This window comes from Gemmatimonadales bacterium (genome assembly GCA_019637315.1).
GTDB lineage: Bacteria > Gemmatimonadota > Gemmatimonadetes > Gemmatimonadales > GWC2-71-9 > SHZU01.
Window position 1 is genome coordinate 121,794 of sequence record JAHBVU010000003.1, and the last position, 22,901, is coordinate 144,694.

23 protein-coding genes and 1 tRNA gene are annotated in these 22,901 nt (G+C 65.4%); 9 read left to right on the forward strand and 15 right to left on the reverse strand.

The features are described 5' to 3' along the window. The first annotated feature begins 30 nt into the window (after positions 1-30). The gene (locus KF785_04100; protein ID MBX3145927.1) at positions 31-453 is read left to right on the forward strand and encodes a Rid family detoxifying hydrolase; all 423 of its coding nucleotides are present in this window, start codon (positions 31-33) and stop codon (positions 451-453) included. 6 nt (positions 454-459) lie between these two features. Here the strand turns inward: KF785_04100 and KF785_04105 are convergent, their stop codons facing one another. The 11 genes from KF785_04105 to KF785_04155 form a co-directional block, all read right to left on the reverse strand. Beyond that, on the reverse strand, positions 460-1,080 hold the full coding sequence (locus tag KF785_04105) for a cyclase family protein (GenBank protein MBX3145928.1): 621 nt from the start codon (positions 1,078-1,080) through the stop codon (positions 460-462). Positions 1,081-1,083: 3 nt separating this feature from the next. After that, positions 1,084-1,866: a hypothetical protein gene (locus KF785_04110; protein ID MBX3145929.1), complete on the reverse strand. Its 783-nt coding sequence runs from the start codon at positions 1,864-1,866 to the stop codon at positions 1,084-1,086. A 37-nt stretch (positions 1,867-1,903) separates the two neighbouring features. Next, positions 1,904-3,238, reverse strand: coding sequence for an FAD-dependent monooxygenase (locus KF785_04115; protein MBX3145930.1), 1,335 nt, complete (start codon positions 3,236-3,238; stop codon positions 1,904-1,906). Continuing rightward, positions 3,231-4,511 carry a kynureninase gene (gene kynU / locus KF785_04120; protein ID MBX3145931.1) on the reverse strand — a complete coding sequence of 427 codons (1,281 nt, stop codon included), beginning with the start codon at positions 4,509-4,511 and terminating at the stop codon, positions 3,231-3,233. Before kynU ends, KF785_04115 begins: the two co-directional genes overlap by 8 nt. After that, the gene (locus tag KF785_04125; GenBank protein ID MBX3145932.1) at positions 4,508-5,584 is read right to left on the reverse strand and encodes an amidohydrolase; all 1,077 of its coding nucleotides are present in this window, start codon (positions 5,582-5,584) and stop codon (positions 4,508-4,510) included. Before KF785_04125 ends, kynU begins: the two co-directional genes overlap by 4 nt. After that, on the reverse strand, positions 5,536-6,060 hold the full coding sequence (locus KF785_04130; protein ID MBX3145933.1) for a 3-hydroxyanthranilate 3,4-dioxygenase: 525 nt from the start codon (positions 6,058-6,060) through the stop codon (positions 5,536-5,538). The genes KF785_04125 and KF785_04130 overlap by 49 nt, the downstream gene beginning before the upstream one ends. Positions 6,061-6,199: 139 nt before the next feature. Further along, entirely contained in the window at positions 6,200-7,318 is a 1,119-nt protein-coding gene (locus KF785_04135; GenBank protein ID MBX3145934.1) for a diaminopropionate ammonia-lyase, read from the reverse strand. Further along, the gene (locus tag KF785_04140; protein ID MBX3145935.1) at positions 7,311-8,264 is read right to left on the reverse strand and encodes an ornithine cyclodeaminase family protein; all 954 of its coding nucleotides are present in this window, start codon (positions 8,262-8,264) and stop codon (positions 7,311-7,313) included. The genes KF785_04135 and KF785_04140 overlap by 8 nt, the downstream gene beginning before the upstream one ends. Before the next feature lie 180 nt (positions 8,265-8,444). Next, a complete protein-coding gene (locus tag KF785_04145) occupies positions 8,445-9,062 on the reverse strand; it encodes a hypothetical protein (GenBank protein ID MBX3145936.1) in 618 nt (205 codons plus the stop codon). 3 nt (positions 9,063-9,065) lie between these two features. After that, a complete protein-coding gene (locus tag KF785_04150) occupies positions 9,066-9,569 on the reverse strand; it encodes a prepilin-type N-terminal cleavage/methylation domain-containing protein (GenBank protein MBX3145937.1) in 504 nt (167 codons plus the stop codon). Between the two features lie 143 nt (positions 9,570-9,712). Further along, positions 9,713-10,276 (reverse strand): hypothetical protein, encoded by a 564-nt coding sequence (locus KF785_04155; GenBank protein MBX3145938.1) that lies wholly within the window; start codon positions 10,274-10,276, stop codon positions 9,713-9,715. A 323-nt stretch (positions 10,277-10,599) separates the two neighbouring features. Here KF785_04155 and KF785_04160 point away from each other — a divergent pair. Continuing rightward, positions 10,600-10,672, forward strand: a tRNA-Ala gene (locus KF785_04160). Between the two features lie 87 nt (positions 10,673-10,759). Here the strand turns inward: KF785_04160 and KF785_04165 are convergent. Continuing rightward, positions 10,760-11,791 carry an aldo/keto reductase gene (locus KF785_04165; GenBank protein MBX3145939.1) on the reverse strand — a complete coding sequence of 344 codons (1,032 nt, stop codon included), beginning with the start codon at positions 11,789-11,791 and terminating at the stop codon, positions 10,760-10,762. A gap of 232 nt (positions 11,792-12,023) precedes the next feature. Here KF785_04165 and bioB point away from each other — a divergent pair, with 232 nt between their 5' ends. From bioB to KF785_04200, 7 genes are all read left to right on the forward strand, one after another. Beyond that, positions 12,024-13,004, forward strand: coding sequence for a biotin synthase BioB (bioB, locus tag KF785_04170; GenBank protein ID MBX3145940.1), 981 nt, complete (start codon positions 12,024-12,026; stop codon positions 13,002-13,004). Positions 13,005-13,012: 8 nt separating this feature from the next. After that, a complete protein-coding gene (bioD, locus tag KF785_04175) occupies positions 13,013-13,693 on the forward strand; it encodes a dethiobiotin synthase (GenBank protein MBX3145941.1) in 681 nt (226 codons plus the stop codon). 59 nt (positions 13,694-13,752) lie between these two features. Then, positions 13,753-14,874 carry an 8-amino-7-oxononanoate synthase gene (bioF, locus tag KF785_04180; protein MBX3145942.1) on the forward strand — a complete coding sequence of 374 codons (1,122 nt, stop codon included), beginning with the start codon at positions 13,753-13,755 and terminating at the stop codon, positions 14,872-14,874. After that, positions 14,871-16,139 (forward strand): adenosylmethionine--8-amino-7-oxononanoate transaminase, encoded by a 1,269-nt coding sequence (locus tag KF785_04185; protein MBX3145943.1) that lies wholly within the window; start codon positions 14,871-14,873, stop codon positions 16,137-16,139. The genes bioF and KF785_04185 overlap by 4 nt, the downstream gene beginning before the upstream one ends. Positions 16,140-16,163: 24 nt before the next feature. Further along, the gene (locus tag KF785_04190) at positions 16,164-17,039 is read left to right on the forward strand and encodes an SGNH/GDSL hydrolase family protein (GenBank protein MBX3145944.1); all 876 of its coding nucleotides are present in this window, start codon (positions 16,164-16,166) and stop codon (positions 17,037-17,039) included. Between the two features lie 144 nt (positions 17,040-17,183). Beyond that, a complete protein-coding gene (locus tag KF785_04195) occupies positions 17,184-17,402 on the forward strand; it encodes a CsbD family protein (GenBank protein MBX3145945.1) in 219 nt (72 codons plus the stop codon). A 46-nt stretch (positions 17,403-17,448) separates the two neighbouring features. Further along, positions 17,449-18,225 (forward strand): DUF4397 domain-containing protein, encoded by a 777-nt coding sequence (locus KF785_04200; protein ID MBX3145946.1) that lies wholly within the window; start codon positions 17,449-17,451, stop codon positions 18,223-18,225. A gap of 93 nt (positions 18,226-18,318) precedes the next feature. Here KF785_04200 and KF785_04205 read toward each other — a convergent pair whose 3' ends face one another. From KF785_04205 to KF785_04215, 3 genes are all read right to left on the reverse strand, one after another. Further along, a complete protein-coding gene (locus tag KF785_04205; protein ID MBX3145947.1) occupies positions 18,319-18,924 on the reverse strand; it encodes a PorT family protein in 606 nt (201 codons plus the stop codon). Between the two features lie 116 nt (positions 18,925-19,040). Further along, positions 19,041-19,766, reverse strand: a complete 726-nt coding sequence (locus KF785_04210; protein ID MBX3145948.1) for a response regulator — start codon at positions 19,764-19,766, stop codon at positions 19,041-19,043. Continuing rightward, the gene (locus tag KF785_04215; protein MBX3145949.1) at positions 19,763-22,681 is read right to left on the reverse strand and encodes a PAS domain S-box protein; all 2,919 of its coding nucleotides are present in this window, start codon (positions 22,679-22,681) and stop codon (positions 19,763-19,765) included. The genes KF785_04210 and KF785_04215 overlap by 4 nt, the downstream gene beginning before the upstream one ends. Positions 22,682-22,901: the final 220 nt, after the last annotated feature.

The following is a 22,901-nucleotide window of genomic DNA, read 5'->3' on the forward strand; positions in this document are numbered from 1 at the left end:
CACCTAACGCTGATCACAGGCCGACTCGCGATGACCTCGTCTCAATCCGTTTCCAGCTCACGGGCCCCCGTTCCGGTCGGTCCGTACCCTCATGCCCGACGAGTCGGGTCCCTGCTCTTCGTTTCCGGCACCGGCCCCCGGGTTCCCGGATCGAATGAAGTGCCCGGCAACGTCGTGGATTCGAACGGGCGCGTCGTCGAACACGACATCGAGCGTCAGGCCAGGCAGTGCTTCGCCAATATCCGCGCGATTCTCGAAGACGCCGGATCGAGCTGGGACAAGATCGTCGACGTTACCGTGTTCCTGACCGATATGGCTGGAGACTTTGCCCGGTTCAACCGAGTCTACGGCGAGCACTTTACCGCCAACCAGCCCACGCGCACGACGGTCGAGGTCGGTGCCTTGCCGACCCCGATCCACGTCGAGCTCAAGGTGATTGCAACGATCGATTGAGGGCGGTCAGTCGAGGGTGCGCAGAACGGCGCGCACCGGGCTGGCATCGAAGCCTTCGAGTTTGAGCGGCAGCGCTATCAGCTCATACCGTCCCGACGGCACCCCGTCGAGCACGATGCCTTCCAGAATGGCCATGTCGTAGCTCAGAAACCGATTGTGCGCCGGCAGCGTCTTGGAATCGAAGCTATCGACGCTCGGCGTATCGACGCCGACCAGCCGTACCCCCTCCGACGCGAAGCGGTCGATCAGCTCCGGTTCCAGCCCGGAGAAATCAGCCCGCCAGCTGTCGGGGTCGGGATAGGTACCCGTCGCGATCAGCACCCGCGCTTCGGTCACCGGTTCTTCCAGCTGCGCAAATGAGACGCGTACCCCCGGCTCCGCCCGAGCCCGGACGACCTGGCAGCGGCCCAGATAGTAGTCGAGCGGCTGCGACGCGATGTCCCGCCCCGTCCGGCCATAATGGCTGGGCGCATCGGCATGCGCTCCGACATGGACGGTGGTGCGCAAGGTCGACAGTGTCACCGAGTCGCCGGCGGCAAGATCGGCGAGCACCGTACGCTCGGGGCTGGTGTCGCCCGGCCAGATTGCCAGCCGGGGCGAGACGACTGGCGTGATGTCATAGAGCATGGTTCACATCCGGTGGCGAACGGCCCAAAGGTCCGGAAAGAGCGGCTTGAAGAGCGACTGCTTCAGGAAGTCCATACCCGCGGATCCTCCCGTTCCCGATTTCGCTCCGATGGTCCGCTCGACCAGCTTGACGTGGCGATAGCGCCACTCCTGCACGCCCTCATCGAAGTCGGTCATCAACTCGAACAGAATCACCAGTTCCGGCTGCTCGTTATACATCCTGAGCACCGCGTCCTGCACCGCCTCGTCCGGCTGCGTTGCGGCTCGCACGTCCCGAGCCAGCGAAGCCTCGGGGAGCCGGGCTCCACGCGCTACGAGGAACCGAACGAATGCGTCGACCACGCTGGGCTGATCGAGTCGGGCCTCGGCCTTGGCACGCCCGGCCTCCGTACTGGGGATCGGATGGGTCACCCCTGGCCGCTTATAACCGAACAAAAACTCGAATTCCCGAAACTGGTAGGACTGAAACCCGGACGCGGTGTCGAGACGATTCCGAAACGACGAGAATGACAGGGGCGTCATCGTCTCGAGAATATCGATTTGCCCAACCAGGGTTTTGACGATCGTCCGCATCCGTTTGAAGGTGGCAATCGCACCGAACAGATCGTTCGTGCCGAAGTCGCGAACGATCTTGTCGGTTTCATGCAGCAACTGCTTGAACCACAGCTCGTAGGTCTGATGGATGATGATAAAGAGCAACTCGTCATGCTCGGCCGGGTGCGATTGCGGCTCCTGGAGAGCCAGCAGACTGTCGAGCTTGAGATACGAGGCATAGGTCAGCGGCATGCGCACCACCTGCAAAGGACAGGGACAGAACAGGAACCTACGAGATCACCAGCCAGAGCACCGCCAGCAATGCGCCTCCGGCAAGCCCGATGCCCAGACGGCGAATCGACCGAGCCTGGCGCTCGGCACGGGCGCGCGCTTCCGCGTACGGCACCAGCGAAAAGGCAATCATCGGATACAGCGGCACGAACCACCTCGGAAACCAGGCGTACAGCAGCGTTTCGAATCGCTTCTTGAGCCGGAACAGCGGCGACGCCACGTGGTCCCGCATCTCGACGAAGTTAGCCAGCGCAAGGTCCGCAATTGCCTCCGTGTTCGGCTTGCGCCGCTCGGCGTACCTGGCAAAAGCCCCCTCCAGATCGTCCGGGCTGCGCTTGACCTGCTCCACGAACTCGAGGCAGTCCTCGAACCCCGCGTTGGCGCCCTGGCCGTAGAACGGCACGATGGCATGGGCGGCATCCCCAATCAGGACGGCCGTGCTGCCAACATGCCACGGGTAGGTCCGAACCGTCACCATCGCGCCGGTGCGATTGGCAAAGAAGTCATCCACCAGCGTGGGCATGATGGGCAGCGCGTCGGGAAACTCCCGCCGAAAGAAGGCCTCGACATCGGCCGGGGTCTTGAGGCGATCGAAACCGTTCGGCCCGGTCATCGGCAGGTAGAGCGTTACTGTGAAGGAGGCATCCAGATTGGCCATGGCCATCATCATGAACGGACCGCGGGGCCAAATGTGCATCGCGTTACGCTCGAGCGCCGCCGTGCCGTCGGGGCGCGCCGGGATGTGCAGCTCCTTGTAGCCCTGCTCCAGAAAACTCTGCGAATAATCCTGGTACTCGCGCTTCTGAAGTACGCCGCGAACAACCGAGAACGCTCCATCCGCTCCGACGACGACCCCACGCTCAGTGCGTACGTCGCCGCCGCTCGCGCCGTCGACGTGACTGACGCTCCCGGCGGTCAGGTCGACGTCGACCACCCGCCGCTCGAAGTACAGCTCGACGTTCGGTGTCGCGCCCGCCGCCTGGACCAGGCCGCGATTGAGATCACCCCGGGAAAACGAGTTGATTGCCTGGGTACCCACACCATAGGGCTGATAGCTGACGTCGCCAGCCGGTGAGTGAATGGCACGGCGATAGAGCGGCACCCCGAGCGACAAGATGTCGTCGTCGAGTTCCAGGCGGCCGAGCGCGTCGAGACCGCGGGCCGAGATCGCGAGGTTGATGCTGCGGCCGCTCTCCATCCGATCGGCTCGAGGATCGCCTCGGCGCTCGACGACGACGACCCGAAAACCAGCCCGGCCCAGCAGGGCAGCCAGCATCGAGCCGACCAATCCGGCCCCGACGATGATGAAGGGCGGGCGCCCGGTCTCAGGCACGAAGCACCTCGGCCAGGGCGGCGGCCGTTCGCCAGACGTCGTGGAAGCTGTTGTAGAGCGGAACCGGCGCCATTCGAATCACATCCGGCTGTCGGAAGTCGGGCACCACTCCGCGGGCCCTAATGGCATCGAACGCTTGCCGCGCGCCTTCCCGCACGAGGAGCGACAGCTGAGCGCCCCGGGCGGCCGGGTCGCGTGGGGTGATCCGCTCGATCCGGCCGCCCGGGATCCGGTCGATGAGATACTCGAGGTACGCCGTCAGCTCCAGCGACTTGGTCCGCAGCGCCTGAGTGCCGACCCGATCGAACAGCTCAAGCGAGGCCACGAGGGGCGTCATCGAGAAAATCTGAGGATTGCTGATCTGCCATCCCTCGGCTCCGGCCTGTGGAACGAAGTCGCTGTTCAAATGCATTCGGAAGCGGGTTGCCGGGTCATTACCCCACCACCCGGCGTAGCGTTGAATCGTGAGATTCTGTCCGTGTCGATCGTGAACGTAGCAGGCACCAACCGCCCCCGGACCGGCGTTCAGATACTTGTACGAGCACCAAGCGGCAAAGTCGACGTTCCAGTCATGCAAGGCCAGCGGGACATTACCGGCCGTATGGGCAAGATCAAAGCCCGCAACTGCACCCGCGCGATGGGCCGCCGCCGTAATGCGTTCGATGTCGAAGAGCTGTCCGGTGTAGTACTGCACCCCGGGCCAGAGGACCAGGGCAATCTCATCGCCTTGTTCCCGGAGCATGCGCTCGATGGCTTCGGTAGCGATGAGTTGCTCGCCCGGCTCCGGGCCCAGCACGACCATACCTTCCCTGGGATCGATGCCACGCGTCGCCAGGTGCGTCGCGACCGCATAGGTGTCGGAGGGAAAGGCCGACTCCTCGATCAGGATCTTGCGACGACGTCCCTCCGGGCGATAGAAGCTGACCATCATGAGATGGAGGTTGACGGTCAGCGAGTTCATGAACACGACCTCACCGGGGCGCGCCCCGACGAGACGTGCGCCTGTCTCCCTGAAATTCTCGTGGTAGCTGAGCCAGGGCCGCACCGCATCGTGATGGCCTTCGACGCCGAGCCTGGCCCAGGCGTCAAACTCCTCGGCCATCAGGGCTGGGACCTGCTTGGGCATCAGGCCGAGCGAATTGCCGCAGAGGTACACGAGGGGACGGCCGTCCGGACCGACCGGCATGGCAAACTCGTCGCGGTACCCGGCAAGCGGATCTGCGGCGTCTCGAGCCAGTGCCCAGGCCTCGGTCGGCTCAAAGGAATAGGTCATAGAAAGGCGCCCAACGGCCGATCGAGAAACTCGAGCGCCGTCTTGTAGAGAAGCCAATCCCGCGTTTCCGCGGAGAGGTCGTTCATCGACTCGATCATCTGGCCGGGGACCGTCTCACCGAGCGGGAACGGATAGTCGGTTCCCAAGGCAACCCGATTCGCTCCCATCAGCCGAATCAGCCAGCGAAGCAGTTCCGGGTCGTGCGTCAGCGAGTCGACATAAAAGCGGTCGAGATACCGGGTGGGCGGGTAGGGGTTGTCGATCGCCACGAGATCGGGGCGCGCCTCGAAACCATGGGTCAGGCGGCCCAGAATTCCGACGAAGCTGCCGCCACCGTGCGCAAAGCAGATGCGCAGCTTCGGCAGCCGCTCGAGCACACCGCCAAAGATGATCGACGCGATGGCCAGCGCCGACTCCGTTGGCATCCCGACGAGCCACGGCAACCAGTACCTGCGCATCCGCTCGGGGGCGAGCATTTCCCACGGGTGCACGAAGACCGCGGCACCGAGGTCTGCCGCTGCTTCGAAGAACGGAAACAGCTCCGGGGCGTCGAAGTTCCACGCATTGACGTGGGTGCCGATCTGCACCCCGGCCAGACGCAGATCCTTGACGCAGCGCTCGAGCTCCCGGATGGCCAGGTCGGGGTCCTGCATCGGCACGGTACCCAGGCCCACGAACCGCCTCGGATTGGTGGCCACGACCCAGGCGAGATGATCGTTGAGCAGCTTGGACAGATCGTCGGCATGCGCCGGCGCCGCCCAGTAGCTGAACATGACCGGGACGGTGGACAGAACTTGCACGTGCACGCCGTCGCGATCGCAGTCCTCGAGTCGCCGACGAGGGTCCCAGCAGCTGTCGTCGATTTCCCGAAACATCTTGCCATCGACGAACAGTTGCGCCCGACACGGCGCAACGTGCTGCATCTCGAGAAAGCCGCCGTACCCGTACCGATCGCGCAGGTTCGGCCAGGACTCGGGAAGGATGTGGGTGTGAAGGTCGATCTTGAGCAAGCGGCGCCGCGACCCTACTTCTTGGCGATCGGCGGCGGCATTACCGTGCCGCACTTCTTGCACGTCCGCTTCGCCTCGTCGGCCGAAAAGGCCTCGATCAGCGGCTTGAGTTGCTTGCCCAGGTCGACCAGTTCGAAGCTGGCATCGTAGAGCATCTCTCCGCAGTTGTCACAGAACCAACGGAGGTGGTCGACTTCACCGTCCGCGCGCTTTCGCTCGATGACCAAACCGACGGTGTTGGCAGGTCGCTGCGGAGAATGCGGGATCCCGGCCGGAAGGAGAAACATCTCGCCCTCGCGGATCGGAATGTCCCTCACCTCGCCATCCTGAATCGTGCGGACGACGATGTCGCCTTCGATCTGGTAGAAGAACTCCTCGCCGTCCTCGACGTGGAAGTCCTTGCGCTGGTTCGGACCGCCCACCACCATGACAAGGAACTCCGCATCCTGCCATACCATCTTGTTGCCGACCGGCGGCTTGAGCAGTTCGCGGTGCTCGTCAATCCAGCGCTTGAGGTTGATCGGGGGCAAGACCGGCATGATCGACTCCGTCGGTTTCCAGGGCGTAATACTATGGTCGATTTTTATTATATCGCATCACCGTTCCGCGAGGTAGCGGCCCGCCGCCGAGAAGAACGCTACCTGCCCTGGCTCACGAAGACACCCCGAATGTAACGGCTCATCCGGAGCCGACGACCCTCCGGAAGTGCGCCTGGTCGATGGCGCCCTGGGTGCAAACGACCAGTACCGTCCGATCCGGCCCGAGCCCAAGGCGCTCCCGAAGGGCGGGGTCGACTCCTCCGGCAGCGAGTCCGGCCAACGCCCCTGTCGTCGACGCGCCTGAGCTGCCGGCTTCGAGCGAGATCTCGCCGCGGGCAGCGGCGAACAGCAACCGCATTCCCTGCTCAGCAACCGCATCGTCGACTCCGACCATGGCATCGATCCCGTCACGAATCGCCGGCCACGACGAAAGAGATACCTCGGCGCAATTGAGATACGACATCGTCGTCTTGCCGTTGCCTGCCGACACAGCCGGGGCGCCATCGTCCGATTGCAGCGACGCCGAAAGGCAGTCGCCGGCCACCGGCTCGACGCCGATGATGCGCGGCGGACGGGCCCGTCGGCGGTAGTGCTCGACGCCGGCATGGAGAATGCCACCGACACCCGCCGGAATCAGAACCGCATCGGGCTCGCGCCACCCGGCCTGCGCGAGTTGCTCGTCGATCTCGGCGAAGACGGTGCTGTAACCCTCGACAACCAACGGGGGAATCTCGAGGTAGCCGGGATATCCGACGTCGCTGATGACCTGCCATCCCTGCGCCTGACTGACCCGGGCACAATGCTGAACGGCGTCCTCGTAGCTCCCTTCGACCAGCTCCACCCGGGCGCCCTCACCCCGAATGGCGTCGACCTGAGCCGGCGTCGCTCCACTGGGCAGAAAGATCACACAGGGCAGACCCGCGAGCCGGGCCGCCCATGCGACTGCGCGACCGTGATTGCCGGCGCTGGCAGCCGAAACGGTACCGAGTGGCGCACTCCGCTCCGTCTGCAGCCGGTGGAGCGCCCAAGACGCGCCGAGCCCCTTGAAGGCGCCAAGCCCGAACCGAGGCGCCTCGTACTTGACATAGAGACCACCGAGCCCGAGCGCCACTGCAAGCGCAGGTCGCGACACCAGCGGGGTTGCTGCGTAGCCCGGCAGGGTCCGGTGAAAAGCCCGAACCGGCGCCCGGGATGGTGCCTCGATGACGCCCGGCCGACGGAACCGATTGAAGACCACCCTGACTTGTGCGTCAGTCATGCCGGAGGCCACCGATCTCGAGCACCACCCCGACACCCCGCTCTGCCGCCCGCCGGTTGACGAAATGCGCCGCCGCAAGGTCTTCGATCGCGAGGCCAAGCGACTTGAAGAGCGTGATGTCGCCGGGGGCGGTGCGCCCCGGCACGAGCCCCTCGAGCACCTCGCCAACTTCGCCGATCAGATGCTCGTCGCCATAGCGACCCTCGCCGCGAGGAATCAGGAAATCGCCGCTCTCCGCAAAGAGCGACTCGCGTCGATCGGCGTAGACCCGCGCCGCCGCTACCGTGTCGCTGTCGATTTCGCGCGCCGCCGCGACGGATGCGCCAACGGCATTGAGATGGGCGCCATCGGCAACCCAGGAACGTTGGATGACCGGTTCACGCGCCGACGTGACCGTACAGATGATGTCGGCGCCCCGGAGCGCCCCCTCCGCACTGTTGGCGACTTCGATCGGAAAGGGATAGCGACCCTGAACCGCCGCGACACACTTGGCCGCGTTGGCGGGGTTGCGGCTCCAGATCCGCACCCTCCGTAGCTTGCGTACTGCCGCAACGGCATCGAGATGGGTTCGCGCCTGTACCCCGCTGCCAAGAATGGCCAGATCGCCGGCGTCCGGGTTGGCCAACGCCCCGGTTGCCACCCCGGACACGGCAGCCGTGCGGATGGCCGTGACCGAGGCCGCGTCGAGGATAGCCTCGAGCGAACCATGCTGCGCCTCGAACAGCAACACGACGCCCTGATGGGAGTCGAAACGGGTTCCCTCGTTACCAGGGAATACCGTGATGGCCTTGAGACCGATGGCCTTGGGCGGATCGAGGTATGACGGCATCGAACCGAAGATCCCCTTCCCCTCCGGCAGGCGCAGGATCGTGCGCAGTGGCAGCAGGGCCCCACCTCGCGTCATGGTGCGGAGCGTTCCCTCCATCAAGGGGACGCAGTCGACCATCGGGAGCAACTCAGTCACCTGCTGTTGAGTAAGGATCCGTACTGACATGGGGAGCCCGGGAAGCGTGGAACACGAGCGGCATCACGCCGCAGAACGATCCCCAACTTGAGGCCCCTCAACACGTGACGCAACTGCCCTCCTCGATGCAGGCGGGCAATGGTGGCAATCGCTGTCGGTACGCTACTGCGAAATGGCGGGGGCGTTCCCACTTCGGTGCCAGCGAACCCCGGGCTGATTGACCAGGCGGATCTGTGGCGTGGGCTGAGCAAGGTAGGCAACCGACATGGCGACCGACTGCCCTTCCTGCTTGTAGTCGATGGTCAGGAATAGGGTGTCGGCAACCTCGCTCCGTTGAATCCGGGTAATCGGGTGCACCGAGAACTGCGTGTTGGCGGTACCGTTCTGAAAGGCAACCGACGTTTGATTGAGCCAGAAACTTCGACCGGCGTACCGGCCGTCAGAGGTGGACCACGTGCCAGCGATTTCGGCCGGCAACGGAATGCTCCGGACGAACTGCCGGTAACCCGTCAACGCGACCGCGCCGATGGCGACGGCAGCAAGAACCCGAACAATGAGACCGACCGGCAGCACAAAACGCCGTGCTTCGCGCTCCGCCTCGGCCTTCGCTGCTGCCTTCTCTTTCTTTCGGTTGCGCTTGGGAAGCCGGAAGACGACGCCGACACCCGTGAGATAGTCGCGAAGGCGAACGGGCGTTGCCAGGTTGCCGTCGGCAATACCTGTGACGTACCCCTGGTCCTCGGTTTCAGACGATGATTTCCCGGCAGTCGGATTGGTCATCGCTCAATACCTCGAGGCGCGGCCGATGAAGCCGCCGTCGTTGCCGAGCACGATATCGTCCAGACCAGGTCCCGAAGTAATCGACGTCGCGGTGGACCCGTCCTTCCCAACGCTGTAGATGTCGTACAGCGTGTTCAGTTCGACACCGAACACATCAGTCCGCGGCGTACCACCCAATGTCAGATTCACATAGACGTAGGGGCGACCCCAGGGGTCGAGCATTCCGGCCCGGTCGATCGCGGCGAGTGAGGGGGGCGGGCTGTTGTTGCTCGATGCGGCCACGTAGCCCTGGGCGTCGATTGCCAGCGCCCGGATATCACCGATGGCGCGCGCGATCTTGGCCTGGTCGACGGTGTACTGCGTCCGAACCACCGCAAAGGAGGCCAGCGCACCGAGAACGACGGTAACGGTAAGAAGTTCGATCAGCGTGAAGCCTCGGTTTCCTTCCGTACAGGCAAGCAAACCGGGCAGCCGATCGGTGCCCAGACTCGACTCGTCCCTTCGCATGCCCGCGACCCTACGCAAGCTATGAGCCCATTGCCTCAACAGCAGCAATTTCAACAACTTAGCTCTCAAGCCGGAGACCGCCTACCGTCGCGTTCTGCGACGGTAGACTGAAATCGGGCCCACCCGGCCGTGACCCGCCAGTCTTAGTTCATCGACAAGAGACGCCGGGCGTCCGCCACTTTGGTTTTGAGCTGAGCGGCGGCAGACATAGCCTGGGCAAGGTTGCCCGCGTCGAAGTCCTGTTTGGCCGCGGCCCAGGCCCCGGGCCAGGTTGGGGCCTCGGCTTTCAGCGCGTCGAATCGGGCCTGATCGATTCCTGGGGGGAGTCGGCGCATCGCACCGAGCTGGGTGACTCGGGCCACCACGGCTTCCAGCTGTGGTGGCAACTCATTCGCGGTGGCGGTGAACCCGGTGGTCAGTTGCTGGCGGCGGTTTCCGAGATTGGCACGGAGGTCCCGAACGGAGAGCCCCAGGTTGCGGGCGCCTCTCGACGCAGCGGAGTACTCGCCCGCGGCAACGTGGGCCTTCATGGCCGCCACACTGTCGACCAGCACCGCCAGCTCCACCGGGGCGACCTTCTCTGCCTCCGGACGCACAGCCGCAATGTCCTGTTCAGCCCTGGCGATGGCCTTTTCGGCGGATTGCTTGGCGCAGCCGACGAGACCGCTGCTCAGCAGCAGCACCAGCCCAATGGTCCGTGTTCGCATGATTCCTCCGGCGTGTGATACGGATCGCTCGTGAACACCCTCCTGCCGCCTGGCCAAAGGCCGGGCGCGCAACATAGACCTCATGCGGCGGCGCGCCGTCACGAGGAAACCGAGGCAATATCGAAACCTGCCAGGCGCATGCGAGCCACCACGCCCGAATGGCCCGAACCGGGATGTCGCAATCTACACCCGCACCGGCGAATCGCCGAGATTTGTCGAGCCGCAGTGTACGCGCGGGAGCGGACCCGCGCGGGGAGCGCGATTGACAAGAGAAAGCCCGGGACAGTAACCTTCCCCGATCCAGCGCACGGGTCGCGCTGCGCGGGGCCTTAGCTCAGTTGGGAGAGCGATTGCTTTGCAAGCAATAGGTCGCCGGTTCGATCCCGGCAGGCTCCATTCACCGCATCAGGCCGTCCTCAACGTCTGCGCCCCAGCCCTCAGGCTGGGGCGTCGTGCGTTCCGGGACTTGCGCCGGACTCCCCGTCAAACAGGTCGGGGGTTTCGCTCGACGAAGCCGCGCTGATGGAAGTACGGATAAGCCATCGGCGTGGCGCTGGCCGCATCGAGGCGGGCGATCTGTTCGGACGTCAGGTTCCACCCGATGGCACCGAGATTGTGCTCCAACTGTGCCTCGGTACGAGCACCGACAATCACTGTTGCCACAGTCGGGCGCTGGAGCAGCCAGTTGATGGCGATCTGGGGAACGGTCTTGCCGGTCTCCGCCGCCACCTGGTCGATGGCATCGACGACGCGATAGAGGTACTCGTCATCGACCGGAGGCGCGGCCGCCATGGTCGCCCGCGACCGCATTCTGGTGGTCTCGGGCTGAGGCTGGCCCCTGCGCAGCTTCCCGGTCAATCGGGCCCAGCCGAGCGGACTCCAGACCATCCCCCCGACCTTTTGATCCAGGGCCAGGGGCATCAGTTCCCACTCGTAGCTCCGCCCGACCAGCGAGTAGTATACCTGGTGCGCGACGTATCGCGCCCAACCGTACCGTTCGGACACCGCCAGCGACTTCATCAGGTGCCAGCCCGAGAAGTTCGAACAGGCGATATAGCGCACCTTGCCGCTGCGCACCAAATCGTCCAGGGCGCGCAGCGTTTCCTCCACGGGCGTCAGGGCGTCGAATCCGTGAAGATGGTAGATATCGATGTAGTCCGTGCCGAGCCGTCGCAAGCTCGCCTCGCAAGAGGCAATCAGGTGCATCCGAGACGATCCGACGTCGTTCGGCCCGTCTCCCATGCGAAAGGAGCATTTGGTGGAGATCAGCGCGCGATTCCGACGGCCGGCGAGGGCTCGCCCGAGCATCTCTTCGGATCGGCCGGCAGAATAGGTGTTGGCCGTGTCGAATAGAGTGATGCCGGCGCCGAGGCAGACATCGACCATCCGGATCGCCTCATCGACCTCGGTTTCCCCAAACCCGCGGAAGTAGTCTCCCTGTCCACCAAACGTGGCCGTTCCGAGACTGAGGGCTGGTACCTTGAGTCCCGAGCTTCCCAGCAGTCTGTATTCCATATCTGGCGCATCCTCGGATTGGCGCAGGGTGGACTCGATTGTATGGGAGGCGGCAGACCCTGGCAATCCCCCGTGCGGACGCCGGCGAGGGCTCGAGCACCCGTAGTCCCGTGATGCCGCTCCGGTGTACATTCCGACCCGTCTTGTCCGGATACTCACCCTCCCCGGGAGCCATCGTGTGGGAGGGGGCACGCGCCCCACCGGCCCTGCGTTTCGAAAGGTTTGACCTGACATGAGCTGGGATCAACTCGCCGACCGTGTTCTCGACGGCTCCGAAGCTAGCGCTGATGACGCGCGAGCCATTCTGACCTCGTCCGATGAGCAACTCGACGATCTGCTGCAAGCCGCCTTTCGCATCCGCGAGCGGTACCACGGGCGCACGGTTCGGATTCATGTGCTGCGCAACGCCAAGAGCGGTCTCTGCCCGGAGGACTGTGCCTTCTGCAGCCAGTCCGTCACCAATGCGTCGCCCGTCGAACGGTATAAGCTGCAGACCGTCGACGACCTGGTAGCGGGCGCGCGCGAGGCCCACCGGCGCGGTGCCGTCAAGTACTGCATGGTGACCAGTACCCGGGGGCCAGCCGAGCGCGAGCTGGACGTGATTTGCGAAGCAACGCGCCAGATCAAGGCGGAGCTCAACATCAAGGTGTGCGCCTCGCTCGGTTTGCTCGAGCAGCACCAGGCCGATCGCCTGGCGGCCGCCGGGGTCGACCGTTTCAATCACAACCTCGAATCGTCGCGGCGCTTTTACCCCGAGATCTGCTCGACCCATGACTTCGAGGACCGCGTCACGACCGTCAAGCGCGCCAGGCAAGCCGGTATGGAAGCCTGTTGTGGCGGCATCATGGGCATGGGAGAAACCATCGATGACCGCGTCGCTCTCGCGCTCGAACTGCGGGCCCTTCAGGTCGAGTCCATTCCGGTCAACTTCCTCAACCCGCGACCCGGCACACCGCTCGCCGACGTCGAACGCCTGGCCCCGGAGGATTGCCTCCGCGCACTGGCCATGATGCGCTTCGTCAACCCGACGCGGGATATTCGCGTCGCCGGCGGACGCGAGGTCAACCTGCGGGAGCAGCAGCACCGCGCGCTGCTGCCAGCCAACTCGATGTTCATCGACGGCTACCTGACGACGCCTGGCGCCGGATGGGAAGCCGACCTCAAGATGATCCAGGACGCCGGCTTCACGGTTGCCGCGCTGTCGGTGACCTGACGGCCGCGATGCCGCAATTTGTCGTCATCACGGGGTCCGACACGGGTGTCGGCAAGACCGTGGTGACGACCGCCTTGGGTCGAAGCCTCGCCGCCGCCGGCCGGCGCGTGGTCGCGATCAAGCCGATCGAAAGCGGCTGCCCTGCCGAGGTGCCCGTCGCCACCGAGGATGGCGTCCGGATTGCACGCGCCACTGGGCAGCAGCGTCCAACCGCCGCGCTCCGGCGCTATCGCGCCGCGGTAACACCAGCGGTCGCAGCCGACCTCGAGGGGCGCCCGGTCCCCCTGGCGGACCTGCTCGACGAAATCCATCATCAGAGTCGCGACGCCGACATCGTGCTCCTCGAGGGGGCGGGCGGTTTGCTGTCGCCGCCAGCCTGGGACTGGAGCTATCTCGACCTGGCCCGAGAGCTTGGCGCCGCTGTCCTGGTCGTCGTCGCCAACCGGCTGGGCTGCCTGAGCCACACCCTGCTCACGGTGTCTGCGCTGACGGCGGCCGGCGTGCCCGTAATCGGTCTCGTGATGTCCGAGGTGTCCGAAGTGTCCGCAGCCGACGAATCGACCAGCTCGAATCAGGCCGCCTTGGCGCGCCTGCTGCCGGCTGCCCGGATCGCAGCACTCGATTACCTCACACCCGACCGGATTGATACCGCGAGACTCGACGCCCTGCTGCCTTGGTTCGACAGATGACGAGCAGGCGCTTCGCACAATCCCTCCGCAGCGAATTGGACGCCTTGGCACAACACGCCATGCTGCGACAGCTCCGGACCGTCGAACACCGTAAGGGTGCCTCAATCGAGCTGGAGGGGCGAGCCGTACTGGACTTCTCGTCGAACGATTACCTCGGGCTGGCCACCGATCCTCGACTCGCCGCTCGGGCGCGGGCCGCCTTCGCGACGCCCCATGTTGGCGCCACGGCATCTCGCAGTCTCGGCGGCAACCACGCCCCGCACGACCAGCTCGAGGCCGCGCTCGCTGCGCTCAAGGGCACCGAGGCCGCCCTCCTCTTTTCCACGGGCTTCGCTGCCAACACCGGCATCCTGCCGGCACTGGCGGGGCGCGATGACGTGATCTACTCGGATGCGCTCAATCATGCCTCCATCGTCGACGGCTGCCGGCTCGCCAGGGCAACGACGCGGATCGTGGCCCACTGCGACCTGAGCGCGCTCGAGCAGCAGCTCTCGGCCGATGAGGGCAAGTACCGGCGCAGTCTGATCGTAGTCGAGGGCGTCTTCTCGATGGACGGCGATCTCTATCCCCTGGCCGAGCTGGTACCACTCGCCGAGCGGTTCGACGCCGCGATCCTCCTCGACGACGCCCACGCGACCGGAGTGCTCGGCCCGAATGGACGCGGCTCCGCCGAGCACTGGGGTGTCGAAGGGGCGATCGACGTGACGGTCGGCACGCTCGGCAAGGCATTCGGCACCTCCGGCGCATTCGTCGCCGGCTCCGAGACCCTTCGGACCCATCTGCTCAACCGGGCGCGGTCGTTCATCTTCTCGACCGGCACACCCCCCAGTCTCTGCTCGGTGACCCTCGAAGCGCTCGCCATCGCCGCCAGCGAACCGGATCGGCGGACTCGACTGTTCGAGGCTGCTCGTCACCTGCGCAACGGCCTGGCGCGCCTCGGGTTGATGCCCGCAACGGATGGACCGGGCCATATCGTCCCGATCGTCCTCGGCGATCCGGCCCGAACCATGGCGATCGGCCGCGCCCTGTTCGAGCGGGGGTATCTGGTCGGCGCGATTCGCCCGCCCAGCGTACCGACCGGAGGTTCACGCCTCCGTATCACCGTCTCGGCTGCACACACGGAGGGCGACATCGACGGCCTGCTCGCCGCGCTGGCCGAGACCCTTCGGAGTTCCGGATGACGCCTTCACCAGCCTGGCTCACGCTCGACGACCTTCACGTCTGGCATCCGTACACTCAGCACGGGCTGGGCGCCCCGGTCCGACCGATCGTACGCGCGTCGGGAGCCTATCTCCACGACGCCAATGGCCAGCGTTACCTCGACGCCATCTCGTCATGGTGGGTCACCTTGCACGGTCATGCCCACCCTGCAATTGCCGATGCCGTTGCTGAGCAGGCCCACACCCTCGAGCAGGTCATCTTTGCCGGATTTGCGCATGAACCTGCCAGCCGCCTTGCGGCAGAGCTCGTTGCGCACCTTCCCGAGGGCCTTTCGCGCGTCTTCTACTCCGATAATGGATCGACCGCCGTCGAGGTCGCCCTCAAGATGGTGCTGCAACTCTGGTGGAACCGGGGCGAGCCGAGGCGGCTGATCGTTGCGCTGGACAACGCCTACCATGGAGACACCTTCGGCGCCATGAGTACGAGTGGCACCGGTCTGTTCACGTCGCCCTTTGCCGACCACCTGTTCGAGACCGTCCGCCTCCCCGATCCGACCGAGGGCGACACCGCCGGCGCGCTCGAACGATTGCTGGAGGAACGGGGACGTGAGGTTGCGGGAGTCATCGTCGAACCGCTGCTGATGGGAGCAAGCGGGATGCGGATCTGGTCGATCGATACCCTGCGCGCGATCCGTGTCGCAACCCGAGCCCACGGCATTCCACTGATTGCGGACGAGGTTCTGACGGGATTCGGCCGAACCGGGCCCCTCTTTGCCTCGTCGGACGTCGGTCCGGACCTGATCTGTCTCTCCAAGGGGCTGACCGGCGGCTTTCTTCCGCTCGGCGTAACCGCGGTGCGCGAAGAGATCTTCGAGGTGTTCCGGAGCACCGACCGGCACAAGACCTTCTTTCACGGACACTCCTTCACCGCGAATCCGATATCCTGCGCAGCAGCTCGGGCCAGCCTTGCCCTGCTGGACGACGCCTGCGCCGAACGTCGCAGGGTCATCGAGGCAGCCCATCGAGCCGGGCTCGAACGGATCGCCTCCGCTCCAGGGGTCAGCCACCCGCGGGTCCTCGGCACGGCAGCCGCCTTCGACCTTGCCGGGGGTGGGAACTATCTCGACCCGATCGGGGCGCGGCTCACCGCCTTCGCCTTCGAGGCAGGCGTATTTCTGCGCCCACTCGGCAATGTGGTCTACCTGCTGCCTCCGTACTGCGTAACCCGGGCTGAGCTGGAGCACGCCTACGATACGATCGCGCAGTTCCTCGCCACGACGGGCTGATGCCGCGGTTATCTTCATCCTCCCATGCGCGCGCCTGACCCCAACCGACCGTCCGCCGACACCTCGCCTTCTCCCCGCCGCGAGCAGCAGCGCGCATTCGCGCGGTACGTGGCAATCGGCGACAGTTCGACCGAGGGTCTCGACGACCCCGATACCAATGGCGGCTACCGCGGCTGGGCCAATCGGCTGGCGGAGCGGCTCGCCGCCGCTCAGGGCGGCATCCTCTACGCCAACCTGGCCGTTCGCGGTCGGCGAACCCGGCAGATTCGCGAGCAGCAGCTCGACGCCGCGCTGGCTATGCAGCCGGACCTTGCCACCCTGTTCACGGGCACCAATGACGTCGTGGCGCGCGGGTTCGACGCCGACCGGGTTGGTGAGGACGTCGAGTTCATGCAGCGCGCACTGATCAGGCAGGGCGCCAAGGTGCTGACGTTTACCCTTCCCGACCTTGGCCCCGTGATGCCGATTGCGCGCTTCATTACCGCTCGGGTCGAGGTGCTCAATCAGACCCTTCGGACGGCATCGGCTAACAGCGGAGCCCGCCTGGTCGATCTGGCGGTTCATCCCGTCGCCTCCGATCCGCGACTTTGGAGTGAGGACCGGCTCCATGCCAACGCACTGGGCCACGAACGGATCGCAGCGGCGTTGGCGCAGGCAATCGACCTCCCCGGTAGCTGCGGCAGCTGGGCTCTGCCGTTGCCGCAGCTGAGTCCACCCGGATTCCGAGCACGTCTCGCCGGCGAGGTGACTTGGATCCGCCGCTACCTGCTGCCCTGGATCTGGCGGCATGCACGAGGCAGGTCATCGGGTGACGGTATTCGCGCCAAGCGGCCGGAACTCAGCCCGCTTCCCGCCGAGCTTGTGCACACCCCCCGCGCTCCCGCGTCACCACCTACATAGCAGGCGCTCTTCGAGCCGCCGGACCAGAAGTACTCCACGCCTGATCGAGGGGCTGCAGGCGAGCCCCCAGGTAGAAGGCGCGAATCCGTCCGCATCGGACGCGTTCGCGCCTTTGTCGTCTTCACCCTTCCTACGGAGGATCAGATGAACAAGGATCGCATCGAAGGCCGTTGGACCCAGGTCAAGGGCCGCATCAAAGAGAAGTGGGGCAAGCTGACCGATGATCAGCTCGACCAGGCCGAAGGCAAGTGGGATCAGATTGCTGGCTTGGTGCAGGAACAGTACGGCATCGCCCGTGACGAGGCGCGGCGTCAGCTCAAAGAGTTCGAGGACATGGACGACTCGGTGACCCGGCGTACCTGAGCGGATCGGGCAGACCGCTACCTTTCCACTGCTGTAAGGAGGAAGTATGTCATTGACCAAAGCTGCTGCGCTACTTGCAGTCGGCGTCATGGGCACTGGCTGCATGCGAAGCGACGATCGCGCCGTCATCAGCCACATGGACAACGATTCGATCATCACGCCATCGAGCGACGCGGCACGCCAGAACGACCGTACCCTGGTTCGGGTGATTCATGCCGTACCGGGGGCGCCGACGGTCGATGTCCAAGCCGGCGATGGGGCCGTGTTCAACGCGGTCGCCTTCAAGGCGGTAACACCGTATCAGGCGATTGCCGACAACCGCCCGCATATCAAGCTGCGTTCGTCAGCGGAGCCGGCAGGAGAACCGCTCGCCGAAAGCCGGGAACTCGTGATGGACGGGGCTCACTACACCGTCGTCGCCATTCCGAACGAGAACGGTGGCTCGGTCGAACTCGAGGCCGTCCGGGATGACCTGACCCCATCGGACCCCAACAAAGCCCGCATTCGGGTCATCAATGCGGCTCCTCGGGCCAGCGAGGTCAAAGTGACAGCGCAGGCCAATCCGCTGTTCGACGATATCGCGTTCAAGGAAGCGGCCGGGTTCAAAGAAGTCGAGGCAGGTACCGTCACCCTGGTCGTAACGCGCGAAGATGGCGGACAGGTACTGCTCCGTCTGCCCAACATCGAGCTGCATCCGGGACAGAGTCTGACGGTCGTGCTCACCCACCCTTCGGCGACCAGCAACCGGGTCGAGGCGATTCAGGTGATCGACGAGTTGAGCACGGTAGCGGCTGCGCTCCCGGTCGACCCACCACCGCCGTAAGGCTGGGTAGTCCAGCCCAAATGAACGAAGGCCCGCAGGGATGTCCCTGCGGGCCTTCGTCATTCGGCGCTGTCTCCAGCGCTAGAGCCAGAGCTACAGCCCAACGCCCAACAGGATCATGAAGGTCCGGTTCTTGAAGCTCTGATTGTCCGTCAGCGTCGTCAGGTTGAGGTCCTTGAGACCATAGACGTACCGCCCTTCAACCGAGAGACCCAGGGAGCCACCCAGGCGGACGCCGCCGCCGATGACGCCGGCATAGTCGGTCTTGCTGTCGCCGTCACGATTGCCACACCCGGTGCCATTGCCGCGCTGGCACTTGACCTCGAAGGAGAACTGCGGCCCCGCGAACAGGTACGGACGTACGCCGGGGGTCGGAAGGTTGACCTTCAGGAACACCGGGATGTCGAGGTAGTCGAGCCTGGTCTTCGCGGTAGCCAGCGTCTGAGATGATTTCGCGCCACGCTGCGCATAGAGCGCCTCCGCACCGAAACCGACCACGCCCGAGTTGACGCCCAGGTAAAGACCGACTGCCCCGCCATTTCGCGTATCGAGCGATCCGGGCAAGACGCCCTTGTTCGAGATATCGCCGAACGTGATACCGGCCTTGAGGCCGACTTCCGGTCGTGATTGGGCTTGTGCGTGGGCCGCGAGACCGATACCCGCCACTGCAGCGAAAAGAAGAGCCGAGCGCGAAATCATAGTGCCTCCATGTGGGATGTTCCGAACAGCTGTGGAGTCGGACGGCCGACCTGCGCAGCTCTTGCACACCCCACAATCGTCCATCCCACCAGCCGTCGGCAATGCGGCACGTCGATTCAGACCGTGCTGAGCAGCACCTCCAGCTGCCGTCGCAACGTCGCGAGTGTCTTGGAGCGGAATGCGCCCTTGGTTTCCTCCAGCACCTGCACAGTTTCGCGCACTGCCTCCTGGAGTTGCAACCCCCTCGGACAGTTGACCAGCTGACAGGCGTGCGGCCCTTGCTGGGTCTGCGCCAGCGCGCGACTCAGTTCACCGAGATCCGTCAGCGAGCCCATCACGTTGCGAAGCGTCAGGGTCAGGAACGCATCGATCGACTCCGGACCGCCGGATGCGCTCGGAGCAGCGACCGCTGCCACCTCACGGTTCCAGTCCCGCAGACGCTCTTCCGTCCGCCGCATGGCGAGGTACGATCGAAAGCGGGCCACGGCCGCGTCCACCTTGCCCAGCAACTGATCGAAACCGACCGGCTTGACGAGGTATGCCACGACGGGCAGCTCGATACAGGCAATGGCCGACCGGGTCGAGGGAAAACCGGTCAGGATGATGATCGGCAAGCCACCGACCCGCTGAGACACCTGCCGGACCAGGGCCAGGTCCTCGTTACCCGGCATCTCGAGGTCGCTGATCAGGAGATCGTAGCTGCCCTGCCCCACCCTGGCCAGCGCCGTCTCGCCGTCCGGCACGACGTCACAGCTGTACCCCTGCCGGCGCAGCAGATCCGCTGTCGACGCTCCGAAGACCTCTTCGTCGTCCGCGAGAAGAATCTGACCTCGCTCGCTCATACCGACTCCTCTTCGTTGATCGGGAGGCGCACCACAAACTCCGCGCCGCCTCCTTTGGGTTCAGTCACTTCGATCTCTCCGCCTAACGCGCGTACCGAGCTCCGAACGATCGAGAGCCCGAGCCCCATCCCCCCGGTCCGGAGCCCGCTCTTGGTGCTGTAGAAGTCCTGGAATACCTGCTCCTTGAGCGCGTCCGGAACTCCGCTGCCCTGGTCTCGAACAGCGAGCCGAAAGGCGCGCTGCGCGCCATGATCCGCGACGTCAGCGGTCACAAACACCACACCGCGTGGTGGCGAAGCCTCAACGGCGTTCTGGACCAGGTTGAAGACGACCTGACGGATCAGCGCATCCGGAAACGGCAGGATGGTCGGCGCCCCGGCGAGGTCGGCCCTGATTTCGACATCGGCGGCCCGGTTGACCTGCTTGAGCAGTTCGACCGCATCCGTGATGGCAGTCGCTACCGACGTCTGCTCCTTGTGGGCATGCTCAGCCCGGTAGAGCCCGTACAGCTCACGCGTGACGCTCGCGATCCGGTCGATCTCACGACCGATGGCGCCGACGTACCGATGGTAGGGGTGGTCGGGCGATACGGCGTCCTTGATCAGCATGAATGAGTTCTGGATTCCAGCCAGCGGATTGTTGATCTCGTGGGCAACCCGAGCCGCAAGCCGACCCATCGTGCTCAGCGTGTCGAGTTCCTTCAGCGCGTCCTCGGCGCGCTTTCGCTCGGTCACGTCGCGCCCCTCTGCCAACAACTGCCCCACCGGGCCGTCGGAGGTCCGGATCGGCTTGACCGAGAACTCGATCGTCGCGCGACGCCCTCCGACGCCCGTGACCTCGTCCTGATACTGGATCGTCTTACCGTTTGCTGCGCTCTGACAGGCATCGGCCAGCCGGGCCCTGCCCTCTTCGTTTGCCTCAGCCCACCACGCTGTCTCCCAGAGCCTGCTGCCGCGAACGGCGTCCAGGGGCACACCGGCAAACTCGAGGGCGGTGCGGTTGGCCAGCAGCAGGCGCCCATCGAGGTCGAGCAAGGCCTGAAACTGAAAGGCACTGTCGAAGATGGTACGAAAGCGCTCTTCGCTGGTGCGCACCTGATCGACCGCGCGGCGGCGTTCGGTCACGTCGCCATGGATACCGAGCATCCGTTGGGGCGACCCCCAGCCGCTTCGCTCGGTGATCCGCGCGCGATCGATGATCCAGTGCCACTGGCCCCAGGCATCGCGAATCCGGTACTCGAGACTCAACCCCTCCGCTCCACCGCGGAGGTAGTCGTCGACGGCGCGGCGGACCCCGTCGACGTCCTCGGGATGGATCAGGGCTTCCCACCCGGAACGGTCGGTTTCCGAGAACGGGTAGCCGAGCCCGCGCCACATCGCCCGACGAGCCATCGGTCCATCGGGCAGCTCCCATTCCCAAAGACCATCGGTTGCCGTTTCGAGCGCGCGGGTAACCTGCCGCCGCTCGACTTCACGGGCCAACCCCCATGATCGCTGCGCCAGCCGCAAGCTGACCGTCAACAACGCACTCACCACGACCCCCAGGCTCAACACGACCGCCGAAAGCGCCGATCCGGCAGAGGCCAGCATCGCACTGGTTGGAGCCGCGGTAATCGTCCACGACATCGACCCGACCGCCAGGTACGCTGCCACGCCGCGTGCCGTGACACACTCCGGTCTGGGGTCCGTCAACAGGTCGACCCCGCCGGTCGAGATCGAGAGACAGATCTCCCGGCGCGGCGCCGACAACCCGGATCGAAGCGTGGCCGCAAGATCAAAGAACCCCACCATGTCGCCCGCGCACCGGGCGTCGTCGCACGACGCGACTCTGAGCGCGAGGAACCGTCCACCCTGGAGCAACCCGGCGGACGCTGTCTGGGCTGGATACCGGAGCAAGCGTACGGTATCGGCGACCGGCGTGATCCCCTCTTCGATGATCTGTGCGATCACCGGCGCGGCGGTCGTCGGCGCCGCCCGCCGCACCGACCCGTCCTCGCCGACCCACCCGACCGCAGCGTACACACTGCCCTCGCGAAGCGCCGCCTGTGCGTCCGCATCCCAGAGCGCCGGCACTCGGACGGCACGCCGAGCCAGGCGGTCGAGATCCTTGACCAGGCCGTCGATCTCCACCGCGATTCGCTGGCGTACCACGGTTGCCTCGACGCCGAGACGGTCCTCCAGCCGATCGGCCTCGAGACTCGTCAACGCCTTCCAGACCAACAGCGCAGTCGTCAGCCCGCCGACGCCCACTGCCGGCGCCAGCCAGGACGGTAGCGAGCGAACCGGACGATCGTGCTCCCACGCGTACCCGACCATGCCCCAGCCGAGCAGCAGGAACGCAATCGCCTCATACGCCGACATGCCGGCAACGACGCCGTGCCGCAGATCCGTCAGGGCGCCCGTCGCGTACCCGACCACGACCGTGCCGCCTAACGTTCCGATCGTAGCCCCGGCAACGCCCGCAAGAATCGCCAGGGTGCTGCTACGCACCTCGGCCAGCAGTGCCAGCAGCCCGACCCCCGCCAGCGTCAGCGACAGCGCAGAGACCGCAGCCATCCGGCCCGGGATGCGCCCCGCCACCAGAGTCGGCGCTTCGCGCGGGAGGAAGATGCCATCGATCCCGAGCCCGAGACCCACGAGATGATCGGCGAACGTCAGGAGCCCGATCAGCAGCGCAAGGCTCGCCCCGACCCTGGCGACCTCGCCGCGATCTCGCTCGAGGCCGGTCAGACCCAAACCCGCGCCAACCAGCGCTATTGCTGCATTGGGCACCAGTGGCGGATACCCGTCCAGCATGCGTACCAGACCGGGTGAGTCGATGGCCCAACCCGTCAGGACAAGAGCTCCGAGCGCGCTCACGACCCGACCCACGATGCCCGCGACGCGGCGAGGATCGTAGCGAGAGGGCAGCGTCACGCGAAAGGATCCCAGCGACAACCTCCCAGTTTGCGCGGTCGAGTCTGACCGATTCCGGACACCACGCCGCACCTTGCGCTCGCTCAGCATCAGGGCGCGTCACGGCAACCCCATGTGATCGAAGTGGCGACGGTTTGCGGCCGGAAATCTTGCACCGATTGGCGCTCGCTCCGCGCGACCGAAATCCGGCTATTGACGTACGCTGCGCGGCTGCCTACTG